The organism is Salinicola sp. JS01 (assembly GCF_030284585.1).
Lineage (GTDB): Bacteria > Pseudomonadota > Gammaproteobacteria > Pseudomonadales > Halomonadaceae > Salinicola.
Genome location: NZ_CP127244.1, coordinates 2151742 through 2176842 on the forward strand (window position 1 = coordinate 2151742; position 25101 = coordinate 2176842).

At 64.0% G+C, this 25101-nt stretch carries 16 protein-coding genes; 5 read left to right on the forward strand and 11 right to left on the reverse strand.

Translation table 11 applies throughout. From position 1 onward, the window contains the following. Positions 1-179 precede the first annotated feature (179 nt). The 8 genes from QO259_RS09770 to glgP form a co-directional block, all read right to left on the reverse strand. Complete coding sequence (locus QO259_RS09770) at positions 180-1778, reverse strand: isocitrate lyase (protein ID WP_285952649.1); 1599 nt, start codon at positions 1776-1778, stop codon at positions 180-182. Positions 1779-3403: 1625 nt separating this feature from the next. Beyond that, entirely contained in the window at positions 3404-4756 is a 1353-nt protein-coding gene (locus tag QO259_RS09775) for an adenosylmethionine--8-amino-7-oxononanoate transaminase (RefSeq protein ID WP_285952650.1), read from the reverse strand. Between the two features lie 55 nt (positions 4757-4811). After that, positions 4812-5513, reverse strand: a complete 702-nt coding sequence (gene bioD / locus QO259_RS09780) for a dethiobiotin synthase (RefSeq protein ID WP_285952651.1) — start codon at positions 5511-5513, stop codon at positions 4812-4814. Positions 5514-5529: 16 nt separating this feature from the next. After that, complete coding sequence (bioC, locus tag QO259_RS09785; RefSeq protein WP_285952652.1) at positions 5530-6387, reverse strand: malonyl-ACP O-methyltransferase BioC; 858 nt, start codon at positions 6385-6387, stop codon at positions 5530-5532. Continuing rightward, positions 6384-7163, reverse strand: a complete 780-nt coding sequence (locus QO259_RS09790; RefSeq protein WP_285952653.1) for an alpha/beta fold hydrolase — start codon at positions 7161-7163, stop codon at positions 6384-6386. Before QO259_RS09790 ends, bioC begins: the two co-directional genes overlap by 4 nt. A gap of 110 nt (positions 7164-7273) precedes the next feature. Then, on the reverse strand, positions 7274-8521 hold the full coding sequence (gene bioF / locus QO259_RS09795) for an 8-amino-7-oxononanoate synthase (protein WP_285952654.1): 1248 nt from the start codon (positions 8519-8521) through the stop codon (positions 7274-7276). Further along, positions 8521-9633 (reverse strand): biotin synthase BioB, encoded by a 1113-nt coding sequence (bioB, locus tag QO259_RS09800; RefSeq protein ID WP_285952655.1) that lies wholly within the window; start codon positions 9631-9633, stop codon positions 8521-8523. Before bioB ends, bioF begins: the two co-directional genes overlap by 1 nt. A 321-nt stretch (positions 9634-9954) precedes the next feature. After that, positions 9955-12471 (reverse strand): alpha-glucan family phosphorylase, encoded by a 2517-nt coding sequence (gene glgP / locus QO259_RS09805; RefSeq protein ID WP_285952656.1) that lies wholly within the window; start codon positions 12469-12471, stop codon positions 9955-9957. A 312-nt stretch (positions 12472-12783) separates the two neighbouring features. Here glgP and QO259_RS09810 point away from each other — a divergent pair, with 312 nt between their 5' ends. The 3 genes from QO259_RS09810 (at position 12784) to acuI (ending at position 17239) form a co-directional block, all read left to right on the forward strand. Next, complete coding sequence (locus tag QO259_RS09810) at positions 12784-14526, forward strand: sodium:solute symporter family protein (RefSeq protein WP_285952657.1); 1743 nt, start codon at positions 12784-12786, stop codon at positions 14524-14526. Between the two features lie 105 nt (positions 14527-14631). Further along, positions 14632-15498, forward strand: a complete 867-nt coding sequence (locus QO259_RS09815; protein ID WP_285952658.1) for a DMT family transporter — start codon at positions 14632-14634, stop codon at positions 15496-15498. A 751-nt stretch (positions 15499-16249) separates the two neighbouring features. After that, complete coding sequence (gene acuI, locus QO259_RS09820; RefSeq protein ID WP_285952659.1) at positions 16250-17239, forward strand: acrylyl-CoA reductase (NADPH); 990 nt, start codon at positions 16250-16252, stop codon at positions 17237-17239. A 107-nt stretch (positions 17240-17346) separates the two neighbouring features. Here acuI and QO259_RS09825 read toward each other — a convergent pair whose 3' ends face one another. Continuing rightward, the gene (locus tag QO259_RS09825; protein WP_285952660.1) at positions 17347-18468 is read right to left on the reverse strand and encodes a glycosyltransferase family 9 protein; all 1122 of its coding nucleotides are present in this window, start codon (positions 18466-18468) and stop codon (positions 17347-17349) included. Between the two features lie 349 nt (positions 18469-18817). Beyond that, positions 18818-19492, reverse strand: coding sequence for a response regulator transcription factor (locus QO259_RS09830; protein WP_285952661.1), 675 nt, complete (start codon positions 19490-19492; stop codon positions 18818-18820). A gap of 308 nt (positions 19493-19800) precedes the next feature. Between QO259_RS09830 and QO259_RS09835 the strand changes: the two genes are divergently transcribed. Next, the gene (locus QO259_RS09835; protein WP_285952662.1) at positions 19801-21399 is read left to right on the forward strand and encodes an ArnT family glycosyltransferase; all 1599 of its coding nucleotides are present in this window, start codon (positions 19801-19803) and stop codon (positions 21397-21399) included. A gap of 277 nt (positions 21400-21676) precedes the next feature. Beyond that, positions 21677-22468, forward strand: a complete 792-nt coding sequence (locus QO259_RS09840) for a COG4705 family protein (RefSeq protein WP_285952663.1) — start codon at positions 21677-21679, stop codon at positions 22466-22468. Positions 22469-22862: 394 nt separating this feature from the next. Here the strand turns inward: QO259_RS09840 and QO259_RS09845 are convergent, their stop codons facing one another. Beyond that, complete coding sequence (locus QO259_RS09845; protein WP_285952664.1) at positions 22863-24914, reverse strand: bifunctional DedA family/phosphatase PAP2 family protein; 2052 nt, start codon at positions 24912-24914, stop codon at positions 22863-22865. Positions 24915-25101: the final 187 nt, after the last annotated feature.

Sequence of the window (25101 nt, forward strand, 5' to 3'; positions counted from 1 at the left end):
TCGCGAGTATGAAGAAGTTGAAGCATTCGTCTTCGCAAAAAGGTGCGTCTTCGAAAAAACGTGCGTCTTCAAAAAATGGCGGTCATCGAGGCGGGCGGTAGACGAGAAAAAACCAGCCCCGGGATCGCCGGGGCCAGGGTAAAACGCGGATCACGCGGTGTCTTGGCGGGCAGCCAGTCTCAGCCGAACTGGTTCATGGTATTGTGCGTACCACCAGCCTTGAGTGCAGCGGCGCCGGAGAAGTACTCCTTATGGTCGTCGCCGATATTGGAGCCGGCCATGTCCTGATGCTTGACCGACGCCATGCCGCGACGGATCTCCTGGCGCTGCACCCCGGCCACGTAAGCGAGCATGCCCGCTTCGCCGAAATAGCCCTGGGCCAATTCATCGGTGGAGAGCGCTGCCGTGTGGTAGGTCGGCAGTGTGATCAGATGATGGAACACACCGGCCTCCCGGGAAGCATCGCGCTGGAAGTTCTGCACCCAGCGGTCGGCTTCAGCCGCCAGCTCGGAGTCGTCGTACTCGGCGCTCATCAGCTGGGCGCGATCGTAGGCAGAGAGATCCCGGCCTTCGCTCTCCCAGCGGTCGAAGACCTGCTGGCGGAAGTTGAGCGTCCAGTTGAACGACGGCGAATTGTTGTAGACCAGCTTGGCATCCGGCACCACCGCACGTATCCGGTCGACCATGCCGGCGATCTGGCCAATGTGCGGCTTCTCGGTCTCGATCCACAGAAGGTCCGCCCCGTTCTGCAGCGCGTTGATGCAGTCCAGCACGACCCGATCTTCGCCGGTGTCCGAGCGGAAGCGGTAGAGGCCATTGGCCAGCCGCAGCGGCTTGCGCAGGTCGCCGTCGAGCTTGATCACGCTATCGCCTTCGTCGAGATCGTCGGCGCTGCAGATCGGCACGGTGTAGAGGAAGCTGTTGTACTGATGGGCCAGATCGCCCGGCTCCTTGCTCACCGGCAGCTTCTGGGTCAGACCGGCGCCCAGCGAGTCGGTCCGCGCGACGATCACCCCCTCATCCACCCCCAGCTCCAGGAAGGCGTGGCGCACGGCGTTGATCTTGGCGACGAAGTCCTCGTGCGGCACGGTGACCTTGCCATCCTGATGCCCGCACTGCTTGGCGTCGGAAACCTGATTCTCGAGCTGGATGCAGCAGGCACCGGCTTCGATCATCTTCTTGGCCAGCAGGTAGGTGGCCTCCTCGTTGCCGAAGCCGGCATCGATATCGGCAATGATCGGCACCACGTGGGTTTCGAAGTTATCGATCTTCTCGAGCACGCCCCGAGCGGCGACCTCGTTGCCCTGCTTGCGTGCCTGATCCAGTTCACGGAAAAGGTGCGTGAGTTCCCGCGCATCGGCCTGACGCAGGAAGGTGTAAAGCTCTTCGATCAGCGCCGGCACGGCGGTCTTTTCATGCATCGACTGATCCGGCAAGGGGCCGAATTCCGAGCGCAGAGCCGCGATCATCCACCCGGAGAGGTAGAGGTAGCGCCCTTGCGTAGTGCCGTGATGCTTCTTGATCGAGATCATCTTCTGCTGACCGATGAACCCGTGCCAGCAGCCCAGGGACTGCGTGTAGCGAGACGGGTCACGGTCGTACTCACGCATGTCGCGGCGCATGATCGAGGCGGTGTAGCGGGCGATATCCAGCCCGGTGCGGAAGCGGTTCTGTGCCCGCATGCGTGCCACCGATTCGGGATTGATATTGTCCCAGCGTCCTTCCTGCTCGCGACACAATCGCTTCAATGCGTCGAGGTCACTCTGGTAGATAGACATGCTGTACTCCTTTGGGCGTCGGCTTCGTGACTATCTCTGCCGAAATCGTGACGACGAAAAACGCGCGTTTTAATTCGACCAATGCTGCGTCTAGCGTCGTTCGGCAAGGTCACTATGGAAGCTCGGAGCCCAGCCCCACAATCAGTACTTCGGTGGCGTAGGGGTAAGGCTTTTACCGAAAAATGCCGGTTTCAGCGGTTTTTGTAGTCATGTATGACATATGACCCCGACCCATCCAGCGATATGAAAATGCTTTTCAAAAAACTCGACTGACGCCGCATAAGCGGAGGCGCATATTAAAACAGTCGTTTTATCATGACCTTGTGAGCACAGCGCCCGGATAACCACGCCGCATCGAGCGACACCGACCAGCCATGAACGCAACGATATCTCTACGACCTTGGTCGAGCAGGAGCTAGCCGATTTTCAAGCGTCGTGACGTTAATTTCCTACGCGGCGGCGCGATATCGCCCGGCAGTGTCTCTTTGACGCCACGTAATGAACCACCCGCATTGGGTGGCGGTGGAGAGGTTGGTGGCTTCGCTCTTCGCGAGCAAGCTCGCTCCTACAGGTGGCGAAATCCTGTACTGGGCGGCGTTGGCGGGGTTGGTGGTATCGCCTTCTCCAGATCCACCGGCGTCGGATAGTTTCTGCTGTAGGAGCGAGCTTTGCTCGCGAATGCTGGAGCACGTCACCTGAAGCGATAACCTCACAGCACAAGATCAGGGTGATGGCCTCCCATATGGGCGGCGTTGGCGAGGTTGGTGGTATCGCTCTTCGCGAGCAAGCTCGCTCCTACAGGTGGCGAAGCCCTGTATTGGGCGGCGGTGGCGGGGTTGGTGGTATCGCCTTCTCCAGATCCACCGGCGTCGGATAGTTTCTGCTGTAGGAGCGAGCTTTGCTCGCGAATGCTGGATCACGTCACCTGCAGCGATAACCTCACAGCACAAGATCAGGGTGATGGCCTCCCCTATGGGCGGCGTTGGCGAGGTTGGTGGCTTCGCTCTTCGCGAGCAAGCTCGCTCCTACAGGTGGCGAAATCCTGTATTGGGCGGCGTTGGCGAGGTTGGTGGTATCGCCTTCTCCAGATCCACCGGCGTCGGATAGTGTCTGCTGTAGGAGCGAGCTTCGCTCGCGAATGCTGGATCACGTCACCTGCAGCAATAACCTCACAGCACAAGATCAGGGTGATGGCCTCCCCTATGGGCGGCGGTGGCGGGGTTCGTGGTATTGCCTTCTCCAGACCCACCAGCGTCGGATAGTGTCTGCTGTAGGAGCGAGCTTTGCTCGCGAATGCTGGATCACGTCACCTGCATCGATAACCTCGCAACACAGGATCAGGGTGATGGCCTCCGCTATGGGCGGCGTTGGCGGGGTTGGTGGCTTCGCTCTTCGCGAGCAAGCTCGCTCCTACACGTGGCGAAATCCTGTGCTGGGCGGCGTTGGCGGGGTTGGTGGCTTTGCTCTTCGCGAGCAAGCTCGCTCCTACAGGTGGCGAAGCCCTGTATTGGGCGACGATGGCGGGATTGCTGGCTTTGCCCTTCGCGGGCATCGCAGTCGAATGGCGGTATTGGTGGTAATGGTGAGAGAGCACCCCTCGGGCCACCGAGGGGTGCTGGAGGGCGTCAGGCGTCGGCGGTGGCGATCTTGAGCCCTTCCCGCGTGACCTCGGCCACTAGTTCCAGCTCTTCGTCACTGATCACGTAGGGCGGCATCCAGTAGATCACGTTGCCCAGCGGGCGCAGCATCACACCGCGGGAGATGGCGTGGCGGAAAACCCGAAGCCCGCGCCGCTCGCGGAAGTCGTAGGGGGTGAGGCTGGATTTCTCCTTGACCATCTCGATCGCCAGCACCATGCCGGTCTGGCGTACGTCGCCGACGTGCGGGTGGTCGCGCAGCGGCTCGGCCAGGCGCCCCATCAGTGCCGCCTTGTGGCGGTTGGCGGCGATCACGTCGTCGTGCTCGAAAATATCCAGGGTGGCCAGGGCCGCCGCGCAGGCGAGCGGGTTGCCGGTGTAGCTGTGGGAGTGCAGGAACGCCTTGAGCGTCTCGTAGTCGTCGTAGAAGGCGGCGTAGATCTCGTCGGTGGTCATCACTACCGAGAGCGGCAGATAGCCGCCGGTCAGCGCCTTGGAGAGACACAGGTAATCCGGGCGCACGCCGGCCTGCTCGCAGGCGAAGAGCGTCCCGGTACGCCCGAAGCCGACCGCGATCTCATCGAAGATCAGCTGCACGCCATGGCGGTCGCAGGCCTCGCGCAGCCAGGTGAGATACTCCGGCGGGTACATGCGCATGCCGCCGGCGCACTGGATCAGCGGCTCGACGATCACCGCCGCCAGTTCGTCGGCGTGGCGCGCCAGCGCCTTTTCCATCTCGGCGAAGCGCGCCCGGGCCTGCTCGACCCACTGTTCTCTGGGGAGCCCGAAGCCGTCCGGTGCAGGCACCTTGATCACGTCCAGCAGCAGCGAGCGGTAGGTGTCGGTGTAGAGCGCCACATCCCCCACCGCCAGCGCCCCCAGGGTCTCGCCGTGATAGCCGTTGGTGATGGTCAGAAAGCGCCGCTTCTGCGGCTTCCCGACATTGCGCCAATAGTGGTAGCTCATCTTGAGCGCCACTTCGATCGCCGAGGAGCCGTTGTCGGCATAGAAGCAGTGCCCCAACCCGGCGGGCGCGAGCCGCCCCAGGCGTTCGGAGAGCTCGATCACCGGCTGATGGGTGAAGCCGGAGAGAATCACGTGCTCCAGCTCGTCGAGCTGCGCCTTGATCCGCGCATTGATGCGCGGGTTGGCGTGGCCGAAGACGTTGACCCACCAGGAGCTGACGATATCGAGATAGCGCTGGCCCTCGAAATCCTCCAGCCACACCCCCTTGCCGCGCCGAATCGGTATCACCGGCAGCGTTTCGTGGTCCTTCATCTGTGTGCACGGGTGCCAGAGGCTGGCCAGGTCGCGCTGCATCCAATCGCTGTTACGGTTCATGTGTCGTCTCTTGCGGAGTGAAACCTCGCCGCCCCGCCCCACCCGCGCCACTGGCTCAGCTCAGGCTGCCGAGCAGCGCGTCGAGGTCTAGCAGGTCGGCGGTGGTCTCGGCGTCCGGCGTCTCCAGCCAGGGCACCACGCCCAGGCAGGGAGCGCCGCCGTACTCGCCGAGCCAGTGCGCCAGCGCATCGAGGTTCTCCTCCATGCGCGGGGTATCGGGTTCGAGAATGTTGGCGACCCAGCCGGCCACCTTCACGCCGTCGCGCTGGATCGCCTCCAGCGTCAGCCGGGCGTGGTTGATCGCGCCCAGGCGCACGCCGACCACCAGCACCACCGGTAGATCCAGTTCGATCACCAGATCGGAGATCGATTCACGCTCGTTGAGCGGCACCCGCCAGCCACCGGCGCCTTCGATGACGGTGAGATCGGCGCCGCGGGCGATCAGTGCGCGCATCGGCTCGGCCAGCATCGAGACGCCCAGCGCGATGCCCGCCTCACGCGCAGCGATGTGCGGGGCGATCGCCGGCGCCAGGGCGACCGGATTGACGCTGTCGTAGTCGAGCGCCGGACTGCACTCGGCCAGGATGGTGGTGGCGTCGCTGTTCCTGAGGCCTTCGCGGGTCTGGTCGCAGCCGGAGGCGACCGGCTTGCCGCCGACCACGCTCAGGCCTCGCCGGCGCGCGGCGGCCATCAAACCGGCGGTAATGAAGGTCTTGCCGACTTCGGTGTCGGTACCAGTGACGAATAGTGCTTGCATGGGGGCTTCCTCCGCTTCAACGCTGCATCACAACCGTAGCCACACGATAACTGATCGGGATGCCGGCCGGTCTTCGGTATTCTTCGAATGCGGCCTCGAGCCGAGCCAGACGCTCGCGCCCGGCCAGTCCGCCCCCTGTAGGAGCAGAGGTTCGTGTGTGAGCGGAAGATCGTGTGTGAACGGCAGAAGGCGTGTCGGCGGCGACCACGGTATTGGCGCCGATCGCCTTGAGCGCCTGACGCGCCGCGGCCAGATCGGGATACCAGCAGCGCCGAGTGGTGACCTCATGCCGGCACCAGTGCCAGCCGGGGCGTGCCAAGGTGGCGGCGAGCGTCTCCTCGGTCAGGAAGCGGTTGACGTGGGCGCCGTCATCCACTGCCTCCCAGGCGCCCTGCCACTCGCGCAGGCTGCCGTCGCACAGGGTGGTGAAAGCGAGATAGCCACCGGGGCGCAGCACCCGCCGCGCCTCGTCGAGCGCCGCCGCCAGCGAGTCGCACCACTGCAGGGCCAGGCTGGAGGCAACCAGATCGACACTGCCCGCCGCCAGCGGCAGCCGTTCGGCCGCGCCTGCGAGCCAGCGGATCGCCGGCTCGGGATGGCTGGCACGGGCGGTCGCCAGCATACCGGAGGCCAGATCCAGCCCCAGGGTGGTACTGGCGTAGCGCCGTGCCAGCGCGGCGGTCACATAGCCAGTGCCGCAGCCGATATCCAGCACCGCCGCCGGGCGGCAGTCAGCCGGCAGCCGCGCCAGCAGCGTGTCGGCCACCTCGCGTTGCAGTCCCGCCGCGGCGTCGTAGCTGCCAGCAGCACGGGAAAAACCGCTGGCGATACGCCGCTGGCGCGCCAGCCGGGGGGTATCCATCAGCTCACTCATGGCCGACTCCCCACATCGGCGTGTTCGACGCGATTCGAGGTGATGAAGGCCACCAGTCGCGCGGCGACCTCGCTGGCCCGCTCCAGTGGGAAGGCGTGGCCCGCCGCCGCGATTCGCTCGGCACGGCCGGCGGCCGGCAGGCGGTCGGTGACGGCCTCGCAGGCGCCACCGGGCACCAGCGCATCGTCGGCGGCGAACAGGTGCAGCTGGGCCGCGCTAAGCTGCCCCAGCGTCTCGCGCAGGTCCAGGGTCTCGAGCAGCGCAAGCCCTGCCAACGCCTGCTCCTGGGGCGTGTCCGCACAGGCGACGCAGAGCTCGCGGGCCAGGCGGCTACCTGCGGGCCGCCGCGGCGCATTCCCCTGCTGGGCGACCAGCTGGGCAAAACGCTCGAGGGTACGCGCCGGCGCGCGCTGAAACCCCTGGCGGAAGGCCGCGAAGGTTTCCGCCGCCATCGCTGCAGGCCAGCCCTGCCTCACCACGAAGCTGGCATTGGCGGCGAGAGTGATCAGACCGGGGGCTCGCTCACCGCGCCGAGCCGCCAGCGCAGTGGCGAGCATGCCCCCCAGTGACCAGCCACACAGCCAAGCGCCGTCAGGCAGCTCACGGTCGAGCGCCGCAAGCCAGGCATCGACGTCGTGGCAGGCCAGCCGCCCGCCCTCGGGGGATGTGAGCGCGGCGTAGTCGAGTAGCGTGATCTCCCAGCCGGGCAGATCCTGGCGTAGTGCGTCCGCCAGCGGCTCGAGCGGCGTCACCCCAAGGGCCCAACCGGGCAGCATCACTAATTGCCGTGAGTCGTGCCGACCGGGTACTGGCAAGTCGGTCAGGCCCGGGTCAGCCGGGTGCGCATCAGCGAGAGGTCGATCAGCCAACGGGCGAGCAGCGGACGTCATGCCGGCGCCCCCTGCGGCATCACCGCCCCGCCCTGCCCGATGACCTGGCGCGCAGCGTCGTAGAGCGCCTCACCCAGGCGGTCGATATCGGCCAGCGCGTGGGCCGCACTCAAGGTGATGCGCAGGCGCGCACTACCCACCGGTACCGTCGGCGGGCGGATCGCGCTGCACCAGATGCCACGTGCTTCCAGCGCCTGGGCCAACGCCAGCGCCGTGGCCTCGTTGGCCCCTTCACCGTGCTGCATGATCTGCAGCGGCTGGATCGGTGTCATCGACGGCATCGGCGACAGACCGACCTCGGCAAGCCCGGCACTGTGCTGGCGAAAGCGGGTGATCAGCGCCTGCAGATGGGCGCGGCGCTCCGGCTCGTCGCGCACGATATCCAAGCTGGTCAGGGTGGCCCAGGCCAGCGCCGGCGACAGGCTGGTGGTGTAGACATAGGGTCGGGCGAACTGGATCAGCGCTTCGATCAGGGTCTCGCTGCCGGCGACGAAGGCACCGTGCGTGCCCAGCGCCTTGCCCAGGGTGCCGACCAGGATCGGCACGCGCCACGGCGTCAGCCCCTGAGCTTCACGGGTGCCCGCCCCGTGCTCACCGAGCACGCCGAGGCCGTGGGCGTCGTCGACCATCAGCCAGGCGTCGTGGCGCTCACAGTGGGTCGCCAGCGCGTTCAGTTCGGCGCAATCGCCGTCCATGCTGAAGACGCCATCGCTGATCACCAGCCGGCGGCGCTCGCGGCCGAGCGCCGCCAGCCGCGCTTCGCAGGCCGCGGCATCGCCATGCGCGAAGCGTTCGAGCCGGGCACCGGCGAGGCGGGTGCCGTCGAGCAGCGAGGCGTGATTCAAGCGGTCATGCAGCGCGATATCGCCACGCCCCAGCAGCGCCGAGATCACGCCGAGATTGGCCTGATAGCCGCTGGAGAAGAGCAGCGCCCGTTCGCAGCCGGTCCAGGCCGCCAGCCGCCGTTCCAGCGCCTCGTGCGCTTCGCTGTGGCCACATACCAGATGCGAGGCACCGCCGCCGACGCCGAAGCGCCGAGCGCCCGCGGCGAGCGCTTCGGCCAAGCGCGGGTCGCCGGCCAGCCCCAGATAATCGTTGCTGCAGACATTGAGCCAGTCGCGGCCGTCGCGGCGAACCCGCGGGCCCACGCCATCGGTGGTGTGGCGCTGTCGATAGCGCACCCGCGCGCGCTGCTCGTCCAGGCGCGGCGCCAGCGCCGCATCGAGCGAATCCACGCCGCGCATCAGACGTCCGCGGCCGCGCCGCGGGTGGCACGCCGGGGCGCGCTGGCATCCGAGGTCAACGCCTCCAGCCGGGCGCTGGCGATCCGCGCCTGCAACGCCGCCTCCTGGGTGGCGTCGTCGGCCTCTTCGCGCTGCTCGGGGTGAAGCCCGAGCCGCTCGAACAGCTGCTTGTCATGGCTCGCCTGCGGATTCTGGGCGGTGAGCAAGCGCTCGCCGTAGAAGATCGAGTTGGCGCCGGCGAAGAACGCCATCGCCTGGGTCTCGTCGCTCATCAGCTCGCGCCCCGCCGCCAGACGCACGTGGGAGCGCGGCATCAGAATGCGCGCTACCGCGATGGTGCGGATGAAATCGAGCGGGTCGAGATCCTCGACATGCTCCAGCGGCGTACCCTGAATGCGGATCAGCATGTTGATCGGCACGCTCTCAGGGTGGGTGGGCAGATTGGCCAGCTGTTGCAGCAGGCCGGCGCGGTCATTGACGCTCTCGCCCATGCCGAGGATGCCGCCGCTGCAGATCTTCATCCCCGCCTGACGCACGTGATCCAGGGTTTCCAGGCGATCGGCATAGGTGCGGGTGGTGATGATCTCGCCGTAGTACTCCGGCGAGGTGTCCAGGTTGTGGTTATAGTAGTCGAGGCCGGCGTCGTTGAGCTGTTCGGCCTGCTCGCGGCTGAGCATGCCCAGGGTCATGCAGGTCTCCAACCCCAGGGCACGCACGCCCTTGACCATCTCCAGCACGTAGGGCATGTCCTTGGCGCTGGGATGCTTCCATGCCGCCCCCATGCAGAAGCGGCTGGCGCCGACCTCCTTGGCGCGGCGCGCCTGTTCCAGCACCGCCTCGACCTGGAGCAGCTTCTCGCGCTCGAGCCCGGTGTTGTAGTGGCCGGACTGCGGGCAGTACTTGCAGTCCTCGGGGCAGGCGCCGGTCTTGATCGAGAGCAGCGTGGAGATCTGCACCGCGTTGGGGTCGAAGTGCTCACGGTGCACGCTCTGCGCCCGGAACAGCAGGTCGTTGAACGGCAGCGCCAGCAGCGCCTCGATCTCACCGCGCTGCCAATCGTGGCGGGTCGCGGGGGCCGCAGACGCGGTGCGGGAATCTGGGGTGGCGGTCATCTTTGTCAACTCATCCATGCTTCACGGGTTGACCAGATGGTGCCACGCGGCATGGTCAACCTCAAGACTCATCCAGGTTGACAGAAGACATCCCCCTTCGCGAGCGAGGCTCGCTCCTACAGGTGGTTTCGTCAGGCGTTAGATGACGGCGGCCGGGTTGGTGGCCGCCCCTTAGCGAGCGAAGCTCGCTCCTACAGGTGGTTTCGTCTGACGTTAGGTGACGGCGGCCAAGTTGATGGCCGCCCCTTCGCGAGCGAAGCTCGCTCCTACAGATGGTTTTGTCAGGCGTACCACCTTATCGGCGCCTTCGGGTCATTGGCGTCAGCGCTGCCACAGCACCCGCGGCTCTTCCAGCGGCAGCGCCACGGCGGCGTGCCAGGGCCTGACCCGGATGGTGTAGTCCGCGGCCGGGCGCGTGGTCTCGATCTCGGCGACGAATTCGCAGGCATCCGGTGTCGCCCCGGGCGCGGCGGACATCTGATGGCAGACGGCCGGTTGATCAGCGCCGGCTTCGGCGTAGAGTTCGACCCGCACCTCGTCGGGCGTGAGCCCGCCCAGATGCAGCCAGGTCTGGAAGCGGTGACCATCCGCCCGCGCCTCGACCCGGCTGTCACCGAAGCGTAACGCCGGCCAGGCCTGCTCGATGGCGTGGTGCCAGGCGGCGATCTCACGCCCCAGCGCTCCGGCGCTGGCGGCGCGCTGACGGTAGGCCTCCGCCGCCGGGCGGTAGTAGCGCTGGTAGTAGTCGCGCAGGGTGCGGCTGACCGAGAAGCGCGGGGTCAGGCTGCTCATGCTGGCGCGCATGCGCTCGACCCAGGCCTGGGGAACGCCCTGCTCGTCGCGCTCGAAGAAGGTCGGCACGATCGCCTGTTCGAGCAGGTCGTAGAGCGCCAGGGCCTGGGTCGCATCCCAGCCGGGGTCGTCGCCGTGCTCCTGCTCGTCGCCCAGTGCCCAGCCGACCTCCGGGCGGTAGGCTTCGACCCACCAACCGTCGAGTTCGGAGAGGTTGAGCCCACCGTTGACCAGGATCTTCATGCCGCTGGTACCGCACGCCTCCCACGGCCGGCGCGGGGTGTTGATCCACACATCCACCCCGCGTACCAGCTCCTGGGTCAGGCGCATGTCGTAGTCGGCGAGAAAGATGACCCGGCCGCGTACGTCGTCGCGGCGCGAGAACGCCACCCACTGCTGGATCATCGCCTGCCCTTCGCGATCCGCCGGGTGGGCCTTGCCGGCCACCAGCAGCTGTACCGGCCGCGCCGGGTCGGCGAGCAGACGCGCCAGCCGCTCGGGGTCGTGCAGCAGCAGGTTGGGCCGCTTGTAGGTGGCGAAACGCCGGGCGAAGCCCAGGGTCAGCGCATTGGGGTCGAGCACGTGGCGCGCCCGCTCGGTGATCTCGGCGCCGCCGCCGGAGACCGCCACCTGGCGCGCCAGCAGCTCGCGGGCGTAGCTCACCAATTGGGCGCTGGAGGTCTTGCGCAGTTGCCACAGCCGCGCCGCCGGCACCTTGGCCATGGCGCTGCTGAGTTCACCTTCGCCGGCCAGCCAGTGGGGCTGGCCGCAGAAGTGGGTCCACAGCGCCTCCGCCGCCGGCGAGGCCCAGGTCGGCATGTGCACGCCGTTGGTGACGTGGCCGATCGGCACCTCGGCGGCCGGCCAGCGCGCGAACAGCGGGCGGAAGATCTCCCGCGAAACCTGTTCGTGGAGCAGGCTCACGGCGTTGACCGCATGGCAGCCGCGGCATGCCAGATAGGCCATGTTGAAGCGCTCGCTGGTGTCCTGGGGATTGCTGCGCCCCAGCGCCAGCAGCGCTTCGATGCCAATACCCAGGCGCTGCTCGGCGTAGGCTTCGAGATAGCGCACGATCAGATTGGGCGAAAAACGGTCGAACCCCGCCTCCACCGCGGTGTGGGTGGTGAACAGATTGCCCGCACGGGTGATGGCGAAGGCGACCTCGAACGGCTCGCCGGTGCGCTCCATGCGGGCCCGCGCGCGCTCCAGCACCACCAGGGCGGCGTGGCCTTCGTTGAGATGGCACACCTGCGGCGTGATACCCAACCGCTCCAGCAGCTGCCAGCCGCCGATCCCCAGCAGCATCTCCTGGCGCAGACGCATCTCCTCGTCACCGCCGTAGAGCTCGCTGGTGATACCGCGATAGGCGGGATAGTTGGCGATGTCGTTGCTATCGAGCAGGTAGAGCTTGGTGTTGCCCACCCGCGCTTCCCACACCTGCAGCCAGATCGCGTAGCCCGGCAGTGCGACCTCGATGCGCAGCCACTCGCCGTCGGCGGTGCGTACCGGCGAGATCGGCAGCTGGCCCGGGTCGTTGTAGGGATAGAGCGCCTGCTGCCGGCCCTGGGCATCCAGCGTCTGGCGGAAATAGCCGCGCTGATAGAGCAGCCCGACGCCAACCACCGGCAGGTGAAAATCGCTGGCCGCCTTGAGCTGATCGCCGGCGACGTTGCCGAGCCCGCCGGAGTAGATCGGCAGCGCCTCGCTGAGCATGAACTCCATGCTGAAGTAGGCAATGGTAAAGGGGTCGCCGTCACTACCCAGGGGCGAAGCGGCGTGATGGGTCGCCTGGCGGTGGCGCGCTTCGATCAAAGCATCCAGTTGCTGGGCATTCTCGGCATTGGAGAGAAAGGTGCGCAGGCGTTCGAGCGAGACCGCCTGGAGCACCGCCCAGGGGTTGTGGGTCAGCTCCCACAGCCGCCGGTCCAGCGCGCGCCAGATCCAGTCGGTCTCCTGGTGCCAGGTACAGCTCAGGTCGAGGGCCAGTTCGGCCAGATGGGCGTAGCCGGGCACGCCGCGCGCGGCGGCATCATCACGGGAGGACATCGCATTACCTCGTGGCAGGCATTGACGAAAAACGCGCGCACCCGGCGGCGGCTGGAGCGGGCGCCAGGGCCAGCATATACCCAAAGCGCCACGGCCCGGAACGCCCTCCGCCTCACGCTTCAAGCTCTACGCCTCACGCCCGCGAGGCTGGCGTTGACCATTCGACCTGCATCCGAGCGACATCGATGGCACTATCCGCCGCGCCATTTCGATACGCGTCGCAGCTGTTCTGTGGAATGACGCACCTGAAACAGTCGTCGCGGCGTTCGCGCTTACGATGATCCGATACCAACCACAATCGAGCGATGCACCATGACCTACACCGTCGCCATCGTCCTGAGCCTCGTCGGCTATTTTGCGATCGGCCACTGGGCCGGGCGCCGCGTCAAGCATCTCGACGACTATCTCGTCGCCGGCCGCAACGCGCCCACCTTCCTGATCCTCGGCACCCTGGTGGCGAGCTATCTCAGCACCAGCGCCTTTCTCGGCGAGACCGGCTTCGCCTATGCCGGCTACCCCTTCGTGATGCTGCTGTTCGCCGCCATCAGTACCTCAGGCTGTCTGCTGGGTGCGCTGGCCTTCGGACGCTATCTGCGCCGCAGCGAGGCGCTCACGGTGCCGGAGTTCTTCGGCAAGCGCTTCGCCTCCCGCCGGGTGCAGCGTATCGCCGGCCTGACCACGGTGGTCGGTCTCGGCGCCTATCTGCTCGGCGTCATGCAGGGCGCAGGGATCATGTTCGAGGAGCTGACCGGGCTGCCCTACTGGGTCGGCCTGCTGCTGGTGTGGCTTACCTTCACCGGTTTCATCCTCTACTCGGGCTCGCCCGGCGTGGTGCTCACCGACACCGTGATGTTCGTGATCTTCTCGCTGGCCGCGGTCGGCGGTTCGCTCTACATCATCACCGACCTGGGCGGTTGGCAGGGGGTGATCGGCGGACTGCTGGCGCAGACCGACAAGCCGGGCATCGCACTGTGGCACGGCATGCTAAAGGGCAAGGACGCCGCCTTCGCCACCCCCGGTGAAGCGGCCACCTGGGGCATCACCCTGGGGCTGGTGTGGGCCGCGGTGCTGGCCGCCAGCCCGTGGCAGTCCAGCCGCTATCTGATGGCGCGCAACGAGCACGTAGTGATGCGCTCGGCGATGCTCACCGCGGTGGCGCTGGCGATCTTCTATGCGCTGATGATGCTCACCGGCGCGGCGATCAATCTCTACACGCCGACGCTCGATGCCGAGCGCTCGATGGTCTGGGCCGCGCTCAACGTGCTACCGATGTGGCTGGGCATGGTCATCCTGACCGGCGTATTCGCCGCCGGCCTCTCCTCCTGCTCGACCTTTCTCTCGATCATCGGCTTCAGCATCGCCAACGATATCCTCCCCGCCTCGCGCAGCGGCGCCGCCGCCATGCGCACCAGCCGTATCGCGGTGCTGGTCTCGGGGCTGGTGACGCTGGTACTGGCGCTGTTCCAGCCGCCGGCGGTGATGGCGGTGGTGTGGTTCGCGGCCACCCTGTTCGCCTCCTCCTGGGGGCCGGTGGCGCTGATGAGCATCTGGAGCCGGCGTATCACCGCCACCGGCGCGGGCTGGGGGCTGAGCGTCGGCTTCCTCGGTAACCTGCTGCTCTCGCTGGCGCTACAGGCTAAGTGGTTCACGCTGCCGGTCTATCTGCACCCGGTGGCCGTGAGCACCGTGGCTGCCGTGGTCGCGATCGTGATCGCCTCGCGCCTGACCCAGGTCAGCGACGCCGAGCGGGCATATCTGGCCAGCCTGCATCGCCCGCGCGAGATCCCATCGCCGGCCACCGAGAAAGGCACCCGCGGTATCGCCATCGTGACCATGCTGGCCGGGGTGGCGATCGGCGCCTTCCTGTGGTTCCAGTACGCCGACACCCTCGCCGGCTATGCCGCCGACTACGGCCTCTCGCGCTCGGCGACGCTGGGTGCCTATGCGCTGGCGCTGGGCTGTGGCGCCATGCTGCTGGTGGCCGGTGCGGTGGGGTATCGGGTCGCCGGGGTGCGCGGCAGCGCGCGGCTGGCCGCCCACCCGGGGAACGCCTAGCCAAAAAGGCGCTGCTCGCAGGCGCCAGGGAGAACGCAAACGCCCGGCCGCGACGGCCGGAGCGTCGATCAGGGAAAGCTGGGAGAGAGAGCAGGGAGAGAACGCATGATGACTTGGTCACCCCAAGGCCACGCGCGCGGCGTGGCCCTGGCCTTCGGCGGCATCGTGGTACTCAGCTTCGACAGCCTGCTGGTACGCCTGGCCGACAGCGATGGCTGGAACATCGCGTTCTGGCGCGGCGCCCTGATGGCGCTGGTGGTGGGGCTCTGCTACTGCCAGCGCCGACGCCTGGCCACGCTCAACGCCCACCGCGGTGCGGCGCTGGTCTCATCGGCGCTGCTCGCCGCCATTTCGGTGCTGTTCGTGATGGCGGTGGTAAACACACGGGTAGCCAACGTGGTGGTGATCCTGAGCACGGCCCCGCTGTTCGCGGCGATCCTGACGCGCTGCGTGCTGCGTGAGCCGGTGGCAACACGCACCTGGCTGGCGATCGGCCTGGCGATGCTGGGGCTGCTGGTGGTATTCGCGGGCTCTCTCAGCGGCGACGGCCTGTTGGGCGACCTCTACGCGCTCGCGTCAGCCCTGGCGGTGGGCGCCAACCTGACCCTGCTGCGCCGCTACCCGACCCTCGACCGGCTGCCGTTGATCGCCGGCGGCGGCGTGCTCACCGCCCTCGTCGCCTGGCCAATGGCAACGCCGCTGGCGCTGGATACCCAGAGCTATGCCGTACTCGGTGTCATGGGGCTGCTGCAGATGCCGCTGGCCACGGCGCTGATCAACACCGCCACCCGCTACCTGCCCTCCGCCGAGGTGGCACTGTTCTATCTGGTCGAGGCGATCCTCGGCACGCTCTGGGTCTGGTGGCTGCTGGGCGAAGACCCGCCCAGTGCCACGCTCTACGGCGGCGCGCTGACCATCCTCACGCTAATGGCCAACGCCTGGCTGGGTATGCGCGCACGGCCCGGCCGTTGATCTCACCGACGGCCACCTCGGCCAGGGTCTTCGCTAAAGCGCCTGCCGATGGCGTAGTGCGCGCGGTACGGCAGGAAAACCGCTTCGATAGGCATGGGTGGCACCCACGCTGATGATCGATGCTCGTTTCAGAGAAGGCGGAAGGTAGCGTGCGGTCTGTGATGCTCACGGAAAAATAGAAAACAAAAAAAGAGTCTGATGTGAACATCAGAACTCTTGAGGTCAGCTATGCCAGACGTGCTGTCGTCTACGGTCTTCGCGTCCGTAAGTCCCTGGCTACAGCCTTCCCGGCTGCACTCCTTGCGATCACCCCTGTCCTTGGGGATAAACCCACGGTACGCGCTATTCGAAACGATAGATAGCGCAAAGCTAATTATATTTCGATGACGTAAACCCACCCTCTCTCGATAGCCTGTAGCCGACGCGCTGAATCGCTGGAATAGTGCCGATATGGCGAGATAGCCTAGGCTCTATACGAAAAACTGTCTACGCTCGGCAATACCGCGTTAAAAATCGCCTCAAAATGCTCATTTACACCCCGTAAACTCCGCTTCTTCGCCAATTTTTGCCTTGTCTTGCCTTCGCTCGCCGACTTTTCGTACAAACCCTAGGAAGGCATGGCCCGCCTGACACGCGAGCCGACGTCTCTGGTGCTCTTCAGCCAGGAATTCTTCGCTCGGCTATCCCGCCGATATCGATCCGACGATCGTCCCCCCTCTCCGACTCATCGTTCAATGCTCAGGAGGTTCACGTGTTCAACGCCATTCTCGTACAGCAGACCGAAGCCGATCAGCGAAGCCACGCCGCGCTGACGCAGCTCGACGCCGACTCACTTCCCCCAGGTGACGTCCAGGTTCGCGTCGAATGGAGCACGCTCAATTACAAGGATGCGCTGGCGATCACCGGTAAAGGGGCCGTCGTGCGCCGCTTCCCCATGGTGCCCGGCATCGATCTTGCCGGTGTGGTCGAGCGGAGTGAACATCCCGAATGGGCAGCGGGAGATCGCGTTCTGCTCAACGGCTGGGGTATCGGAGAAGCGCACTGGGGCGGCCTGGCGCAGCGCGCTCGGATCAACGGCGACTGGCTCACCCGGCTGCCGCCCTCGCTGACCACGCATCAGGCGATGGCCATCGGCACCGCCGGCTATACCGCCATGCTGAGCGTGCTGGCGCTGGAGCGCCATGGCCTGACGCCGGATCGCGGCGAGGTGCTGGTGACCGGTGCCAACGGCGGCGTCGGCAGCTACGCCATCGCCATACTGGCAGCACGCGGCTACCGTGTTATCGCGGCGACCGGGCGCCTTCAAGAATCGGCCTTCCTGGAGCGCCTGGGCGCCGCCGAGATCATCGACCGCAGCGAGCTGTCAGACCCCGGCAAGCCTCTGGCCAAGGCGCGGTGGTTTGCCGCCATCGACTCGGTGGGCAGCCACACGCTGGCCAACGTCTGCGCCCACACTCGCCCGGATGGCTTGGTCGCCGCTTGCGGTCTTGCCCAAGGCATGGACTTCCCCACCACGGTAGCCCCTTTCATCCTGCGCGGCGTCAGCCTGCTCGGGATCAACAGCGTCACCCGCCCCGCTGAGGAACGCCAGCGAGCCTGGGCGCGGCTGGCCGAGGATATCGACCCTGCCCTGCTCGACGAGATCTCTCATGACATCCGCTTGGGCGACACGCTGGAGGCGGCCGAACGACTCCTGGCAGGGGAAATACGCGGTCGGCTCGTGGTAGACGTCAACGCCTGATTACACACTGGTTTACGAGACAGTGGCGAGAAAGCGATCAGCCGAGTCACACCAGTCTGAATGCAACTGCATATAGGGCAGGCCAATGGATCCAGCGCTGCCCACTCTCAGTGGAGCAGCATCTTGCGATCCAGCATGTGCTCAGTTCGCATCCCGGGAGAGCTCAATAGCGGGCTCCGTCTCAGACATGCCATTACGTCCTCGGCACTCGGCTGGTACAGCGCTTTGTCAGCAATCCCGTGAGGCACGAACTTGTAAGACTTGTCGCTATTCAAGACCGCAACAACAGGCACTCCCAAGGCACTCGCGATATGCATGGGCCCGGTGTCGGGTGTGATCAGCGTGATGACATGAGTCAGCGCCGCTGCAAAATCACGCAACGGCAGTAGCGGCAAGATCCGGCCCTGGGTGCCGCAGGCCTTTATCAACGCCGAGCGGTGCTGCTCCTCTTCAGGCCCCAGCATGACGAGATAGCGCTCACGACTCTCGTTAAGAGCCTCGAGCAGGGAAAGCCAGAAATTCAGTGGAAGCCGCTTGTCCAAGTGGCCACCGACAAAAAGACCAACGACCCCACCGCGCGTGGCGCTCGGCAAGAGAGTTTCCACATGAGAGGCCTCGTCTTTCGTCACGAGCATCCAAGGCAGCCGCTGGCATGTCAGCCCCAGGGCCTGGGCAATATTTCCCGATAAATCATAAGCATGCCGGGTGGTGTCATCCAGTAACCAGTCATAGGTATGCTGTAAACGCCCGGACTGGCCGAGCAGCCGACTGGCACCACATAGCTGCAAGAAAAGCCAACTGGTGAGAGAACCTTCTCCTACCTGTATTGCCAGATCGTACCGATTGCGGCGAAGCGCCAGAATCAATCTGATCAGTGCCCAGAGGCGCCAGGAAAAACTACGGCTGTGCGCGTAATAGCGCTGTAAAGGCATATGCTTGAACAGCTGGCTCGTGGTATCCGTACCCAGATAATCGATGGCGATATCCGGCCGGGACGACGCAAAGGCCTCGATCAACCGAGCCCCGATCACCGCGTTGCCCAGGCGAAAATTCGGCCTAACCAGCAGTACACGATGTACGTTCTGCAATGTCTCCGGCGAGACGGCCTGCGATTCTCGCGAAAAACGTGCCAGCAGGCTGTATGCCATCGATTTGCAGCGGCGTTCCAGGCGCTTGCCCAAGCGTCGCATCCCATCGTGACGTCTAACCTGGGTGAGAACGGCACTCATATCGAACTCCAGAGAGAGGTAAACGCCGCCTACCATCGCAGCCAAAGCTTAACGCAGCATTGTCGAAGCAGCATCAGAACGATAGCGTGACCGTCGTTTCTACCGCAAAGTCCGCGCGATGCCGTACCTTGCCGATGCTCGGCCTCAATTCGCTTACCGACATTCTCGAAAATCCAACGGCCGGCGTGTGCATGGCTCTGTTAGCTCTCTATATCGTTCTTTTTATGTCGTTATTTTTTGTATCGTTCTTCTCTGTATCGCTTTTCTCTGAATAGCTCTCATCCATTCAGCTATATAAGCCTCGCCTGTGAGTTCTCTTTTACGGAGCGCTTCACTTGAAATTTCACTTTCACGCAGGTGCTGGGCCCAGGCAATAGCCTACGCCGCGGACCGTGAGGATGGCATCTCGGTGGGTCATTTTTCGAAGCGCGTGAATGAATACCTGTATCGTGTTCGACTTGGCACAAAAACCGGCACCATACAATATCTGCTCCAGCTGAGCTTTCGTGAACACTCGATACGGTTGAGAGGCCAGCGCCTTCAGAATCAGTAGTTCCTTGGCGGAGGGATGAATCGTAAGGCCCTGCCACCTCACTTCCATCGTTGTCATGTCTATCATCAAGCCACCGGCAGAGATGACTAGACCCGGAGGCGTGTTGGAACGTCTGCATTTGCAGCGCACCCTGGCAAGGACTTCCCTGGCATCGGTATCAGCCGCCAGGAAGTCGTCTGCACCCGCGTCCAGGAACCGGGCCGCATGTCCTGAACTCATGACATCGGCAATGACTAGAATGGGTAGTTCCAGGCGATCTCGAAGCCGACGCAGCGTCTCCAGGCTATTGCTGAAATCATCACCGCCGGCCAAAAGGATCAGGGCGTTGACATCGCCTGCTTCCACCGCCGGCACCGCCTGCTCGACGCGGTGGAACAGCGTGACTCGTTGGCAACGTCGTACCAAATAGCGGCGCCACGACTCCAGAGAGAGGGCACCTTCTCCATGAATCAAAAGATGCAATTCGGCCACCCCGAAACCACGGATTATTATGATTAAAAATCAGCAAAACATCTAGATGACTGACGACAACAAAGCGACAGCCGATCACACATTAAGACCGCCATATTATAAAAATCTTATTCCAAGTTCAACGATACCTATATCGTCAGTTCTTGAAAATCATTCTCACGCCTGCTGATCCGACAGCTAGTACTCTCGGCAAATAATGTTTTCCTAAGACTGTCTGGGCAAGCTGACGGCAAAATCCAATGAGCGGCCTGCTTCACATGCATAGATTCCCTCTGCCTCGCTGGCTCATGGCTCCTCCCCGCGGAGACATGCTCGTCATCGCTCTCCTATGGCTGTTGACGGTCACCAGCGCCCTCTCCCGTTCTTTCCTTCCCATCGATGAGACGCGCTACGTATCCGTCGCGTGGGAGATGTGGCACACCCACTCATTCTGGGTGCCACACATGAATGGCGAAACTTACGCCGACAAGCCTCCGCTGCTGTTTTGGCTGATACATGCCGGTTGGGCCATTTTCGGCGTCACCGAGTGGTGGCCAAAGCTCATCGGACCGCTAGCATCGCTGCTCGCATTGGGGCAGCTCTACCGCATCGCAAGGCAACTGGGGTACGCACAGACATCGGCGAGTCTGGCACCACTCGCACTCATGGCGATGCTGATGTGGAATCTCTACAGCGGCGCGCTGATGTTCGACATTCTGCTGACCGCCTGCTTACTGGGAGCCCTCAGCCCACTCGTCTCCGATCACTTCACCTTACGCAAGGCACTGGTCAGTGGGATATGGCTGGGGCTGGCACTGCTGGCCAAGGGGCCTGCGGTATTCGTCACGCTGCTGCCGATCGTGGCCAGTATACCCTGGTGGCGCTCGGCGCCGCTCGGCGGGGCCGTCTGGCGCCGGCTGGCGCTCTCCCTGCTCATTGGCATCGCCCTGCTCGCGAGCTGGGCGCTTTCCGCGGCTTGGCTGGGCGGCAGGGATTATGCCCAAGATCTGCTATGGGGGCAGAGCGTCAATCGACTACAGAACTCCATGGCTCATGCCCGTCCATTCTGGTGGTACTCTCCGTTGTTACCGCTGCTGACGTTTCCGTGGCTGCTGTGGCGTCCCACTTGGCCCTTGCGCCCACGTCAACCACGCCAGCGGCTCTTCTGGATATGGATGATCACCCCCTTCGCCATTTTCTGCTTCATCAGTGGCAAACAGATTCATTACCTCATGCCTATGCTTCCGGCTTTGGCACTGCTCATCATGGATCGACTGGCCAGCAGCCCGACAGCGCCCGCTACTGTCGTCCGAACGCGCCTCCCCTCACTCGCCATCGCCGTTCTGGGCATCGTTGGCTGCGGCTTGAGTCTATTCGGCAAGGGGGCCGTGGGGCCGGACAACCTGTCGACAACGGGCGCCATCGCACTCGTCCTTCTGGCAGTGGGGATATGGCGGCAGCGCTGGTCAGATGACGCTTCTGCTGCACGCGGGCTCGCCGTGGGTACCGGTATCGCGATCTTTGTGGCGACCCAGTGGATGATGGGGCCCTTCTGGAGTCGGTATGACGTGAGGGCCCCCGGCGAGCTGCTGGGTACACTGGAGTCGAGGCAGCTGCCGGTGGCTTACAATGGTGGCGGCTACCAGGCGACGTTCCAGTTCGCAGGGCGGCTGACTCGCCCCCTGATGACCCTAGACAATGCCGCCGAGGCTCTGTGCCGATACCGTCTCGACTATCCCGACGGTTGGCTGGTCACTCGCCATCGGGATATCGACCAACTCGCCGTAGACGAGAGTGCCGTTCATCACTTCGACTATCGAAGCGGGCAACTGGACATTCTTCCCGTCAGCGCCATAAGACCCGAGGCGTTCGATCCAGACTGCGTCGCCCCTGCTGACAGCGCTGAAAAGAAACATCCCATGGATTGATGAGCGACCGTGCGGCGTCTTCGGCAAGGGCTGGTGTCGAGATCTTCGCCGATTCCGCGGAACAATGCGGCAAAGAAGAACAACGTGATCAACTCACCGGACAACAAGACGCGCCTTATCTCAGGGCGCGTCTCTACTTACTTCACTAGACATTATCCATCGATAATCTTCATGGGATTGTGCTTTTTCGGTAGTAGCGATCAGTTTGTCATAAGCCTTGTGACTCACACTGAAATGGCTTCCCAAAAAGGGGAATGCCATCCACAGTGAGGACATCATGACTACACCATCACTATCCGCTGAAAGTCGACCAAGCTGGACGAACAAGGTACCAGAAGTCACGCTGGTCTTCTGGCTCATCAAGATGATGTCGACGACCGTAGGAGAAACGGGCGCCGATTTTCTCAACTTCAATCTCGGCTTCGGGTTGACTGCCACCTCGCTATTGACCGGGATACTGCTGGCCTTGTTCCTGGCAGCCCAGCTCAAGGCCAAACGTTATATCCCCTGGCTTTACTGGAGCAACGTGCTCTTGGTCAGCGTGTTTGGCACCTTGGTGACCGATAATCTGACTGATCAGCTACATGTTCCCCTGATAGATTCGACACTGGTCTTTTCGACACTACTAATCGCTGTCTTCATCGTCTGGAAACGAACCGAAAGAACGCTCTCCATACATTCAATCACGACGCTGCGGCGCGAACTATTCTACTGGACGGCCATTCTCGTCACTTTCGCACTGGGCACCGCAGCCGGCGACCTGGTTGCCGAAGATTTTGGCCTCGGTTACCTGCATGCGCTGTTCCTGTTTGGCTCATTGATCGCGCTCACCGCGTTTTTCTGGTTCTTCCTGAAGGCCAACGCCATTGCCGCTTTCTGGATCGCCTATATCTTGACCCGCCCGTTGGGTGCCTCTCTGGGCGATCTCCTGACGCAGCCTGGCGCCAACGGTGGGCTCGGCCTGGGTAGCACGGGGACCAATGTTCTCTTCATGTGCGCCATCATCGCGCTGGTCAGCTATCTCTCTCGACGGGAAAAGCGCGCAAGAGCGCTGGAAACGGCATCATGAGCTGAACGCGACTTTTCCACCTTCCCTTATTCCCCTCTTCTCTTGCCCCTATCCCCTACCCCCAGCGATAGGCATGCCATACCTCGAACCTGAGATCAGCCTACGGGTTAATCCCAGGTTCGAGGTCGAGAGCCCTTCATTTTCCATGGCAAGGCTATCCAGACCACACTGTCCAGACTCGCTACCCAAGCCACCCCATCGAATAACAGAATCGGCAAACAGCTACCGCCGCCGTGAACCAAAGCGTGATGAAGACGGCGGCGGCGAGATGGCTGACAGGGCGCTCGACGCGTTCGTCCGCCAGGCGACGAGTGATCTCAACTCGACTGCACTACGGCAGCAACGCCACCACCGGCGCAGGCGCTCATGACACGCCATCTTTCTGCTCCCTATTTCACTTGCAAGGGGGGGCCAAGTCCTGCGCAGCCGTAAGCCAAAGTGCCGTTGCCTCGCTGGAGATGACCCGATGGGCAGACAGGCCAGCGGATTGACGCAGCAGTCTCCTGGCCAACACTCCACTGGCGTCGCGAGAAGACGGAATATCGCGCTCCAGCGCTACCACTCCCAACAGACCGTCTCGTTGCTGCCATCTCAATGAGGCGACCCACAGCGGCTGAGGCGATGGCCGACAGGTACCCGTGAGCGTGAAATCGGTGGGCCAGACGTACAGGACTAGACGCCTGCGCGCCCTCCCCGGCATGGCATAGGTAGCAATCAGCGACGGAGGCCTCCCCACGTCGAGTCTTGGCAGGGCTGGCAGTGCCTCGTCGGGACTGGCGGGATTCAGCCAGTGCAGCGCACTCATCGCGGTCCAGGGGGTGTCGACTTGCCAGCCGGCATCACCCAAGCGCCGGCGCAGTGCATCCAACCCACCCGCCCACTGCATGACCATGGGTTCTTCTCTGTCACCGCCGAGATCGATGCGACGCTGCGGCAATTGCTGATACCCGCCCTTGGACCAGGAACTCCATGTCATCTGCTGGATGTCAGGTTGCGGGGTATAACGAGCACGATCAGTGGCCAAGTTCTGGTGGAGGTGATACGGCCACACCAAGGCCAGCGTCAGCAGAACCACCGCGAGCAGGCCTCTTGCTTCGGCTGGTGGGGCATGACGACGCTGATGGCTGATCGCCAGCAGAATCACCCATGCCGAACCGACAGCCATTCCCGCGAGGACATCGGCCAGCCAATGCGCCCCGAGATAGAGGCGAGAAAGTGCGATCCACATGACGGTCATCATCGCCGCGCCGATCACCCAGCCACGCTGTCTTACCGGTAAGCCTCGAGCGACGAGATAGGCCAGAAAGCCATACAGAACGGTATTGATGGTGGCGTGGCCGCTGGGAAAGGAAAAGGCCTCCCAGCCGCTGTAAAGCCCGGCGGTAGGACGCGGCCAATGCACCATCGCCTTGATCACCGGCGTGAATAGCGCGGCTCCCCCTACCGCTGCCAACCAGTAGAGCGCCCCGTGCCAAGCACGGCGAAGCAATAGCCAAGCCGTCACTGCGATGGTGAGACTGGTGGTCACGAAACCATCCCCCAGCTCAGTGATCGCCAACATCACGGTGTCACTCCAGTGAGTCCGCAGCGCCTGCATCGCGTGAAAGACCGCCTGATTGGCACTCACCAGAGGATCTCCCGCCATCAAGTTGTCGAGAAGCGCCGTAAACATCCATAGGCAGCCGAGCAGCATGGCAATCGCAGCGACCAGCATGAGCCCTTCACCGCTCAGGCTATTCATCAACCGATAGCTGCAGCGCTGAAGTAACGTCGAACGCGGTCTGCACCACTCTGCCAGTCGCCTACTACCAGCTTTCAGCCACGTGACGCCGTGGGGCAGCAGCACTCGGCGCGTCGTCCACACGACAAGCCAGCTCAACAGCAATAAAAGCCCCAGCATCAGCACCAGCCTGATCGCGACCTGGGCAATGACCTGCAGCGACGCCCCCAGCGCGACACCGGCCAGCACGTGAGTGGCGGCCCACAAGACCGCCGAAGCAACGTTGAAGACGTAGAAACGCCCAGGCGACATTCCGCTCATGCCGGCAGTGAGAGGCACGAAAGCACGCGGCCCTTGGATGAAACGGGCCAGAAACACCCCTTTACCCCCGTGGCGCTGGAAAAACACTTCGGCTCGCGCGAGCCAACGCGGGTAACGACTGAACGGCCAGTAACCGGCGAGGCGGGCACCGTAGTGATGGCCCAGCCAGAAGGAGATCCCGTCGCCGGTGATCGCCCCGAACAGGGCAGCGAGAATCAGCGGTGCACTCGCCAGCGCACCGGTGCTGACCAGAGCACTGATACCCACGATCAGCATGGACCCCGGCATCAGAGTGCCGACGATCGGCAACGCCTCAGCCATGGCGGCCACACCGACCAGGAAATAAGCCACCAGAGCATGCTGTGCGGCCAGTCGAGTGACCTCGGTAACGACGGCGTCCAGCATCGGCTACTGCTCCAGAATCTAGGGCGTAAAACGGTCATGTCCATGGACACGTCACCCTGTCAGCACGACGTTAAGAGCACCTTATAGCCTTGTTCGCATAGCCAAGAGTGCGCGAGCCCCTACGGCGTTGGGCAGTTGGGAACTCATCGAGACCTTGAACCGCTATGGGTAGCCTCTGATGGAATAA

Bases quoted from the DNA above. Each gene is read 5' to 3' on its own strand.
- QO259_RS09825 (WP_285952660.1), bottom strand. From the start codon at position 18,468: ATGAGTGCCGTTCTCACCCAGGTTAGACGTCACGATGGGATGCGACGC.
- QO259_RS09790 (WP_285952653.1), bottom strand. From the start codon at position 7,163: ATGCTGCCCGGTTGGGCCCTTGGGGTGACGCCGCTCGAGCCGCTGGCG.
- QO259_RS09835 (WP_285952662.1), top strand. From the start codon at position 19,801: ATGCTCGTCATCGCTCTCCTATGGCTGTTGACGGTCACCAGCGCCCTC.
- QO259_RS09775 (WP_285952650.1), bottom strand. From the start codon at position 4,756: ATGAACCGTAACAGCGATTGGATGCAGCGCGACCTGGCCAGCCTCTGG.
- QO259_RS09810 (WP_285952657.1), top strand. From the start codon at position 12,784: ATGACCTACACCGTCGCCATCGTCCTGAGCCTCGTCGGCTATTTTGCG.
- QO259_RS09770 (WP_285952649.1), bottom strand. From the start codon at position 1,778: ATGTCTATCTACCAGAGTGACCTCGACGCATTGAAGCGATTGTGTCGC.
- QO259_RS09845 (WP_285952664.1), bottom strand. From the start codon at position 24,914: ATGCTGGACGCCGTCGTTACCGAGGTCACTCGACTGGCCGCACAGCAT.
- bioF (WP_285952654.1), bottom strand. From the start codon at position 8,521: ATGCGCGGCGTGGATTCGCTCGATGCGGCGCTGGCGCCGCGCCTGGAC.
- bioB (WP_285952655.1), bottom strand. From the start codon at position 9,633: ATGACCGCCACCCCAGATTCCCGCACCGCGTCTGCGGCCCCCGCGACC.
- glgP (WP_285952656.1), bottom strand. From the start codon at position 12,471: ATGTCCTCCCGTGATGATGCCGCCGCGCGCGGCGTGCCCGGCTACGCC.
- bioD (WP_285952651.1), bottom strand. From the start codon at position 5,513: ATGCAAGCACTATTCGTCACTGGTACCGACACCGAAGTCGGCAAGACC.
- QO259_RS09815 (WP_285952658.1), top strand. From the start codon at position 14,632: ATGATGACTTGGTCACCCCAAGGCCACGCGCGCGGCGTGGCCCTGGCC.
- QO259_RS09840 (WP_285952663.1), top strand. From the start codon at position 21,677: ATGACTACACCATCACTATCCGCTGAAAGTCGACCAAGCTGGACGAAC.
- bioC (WP_285952652.1), bottom strand. From the start codon at position 6,387: ATGAGTGAGCTGATGGATACCCCCCGGCTGGCGCGCCAGCGGCGTATC.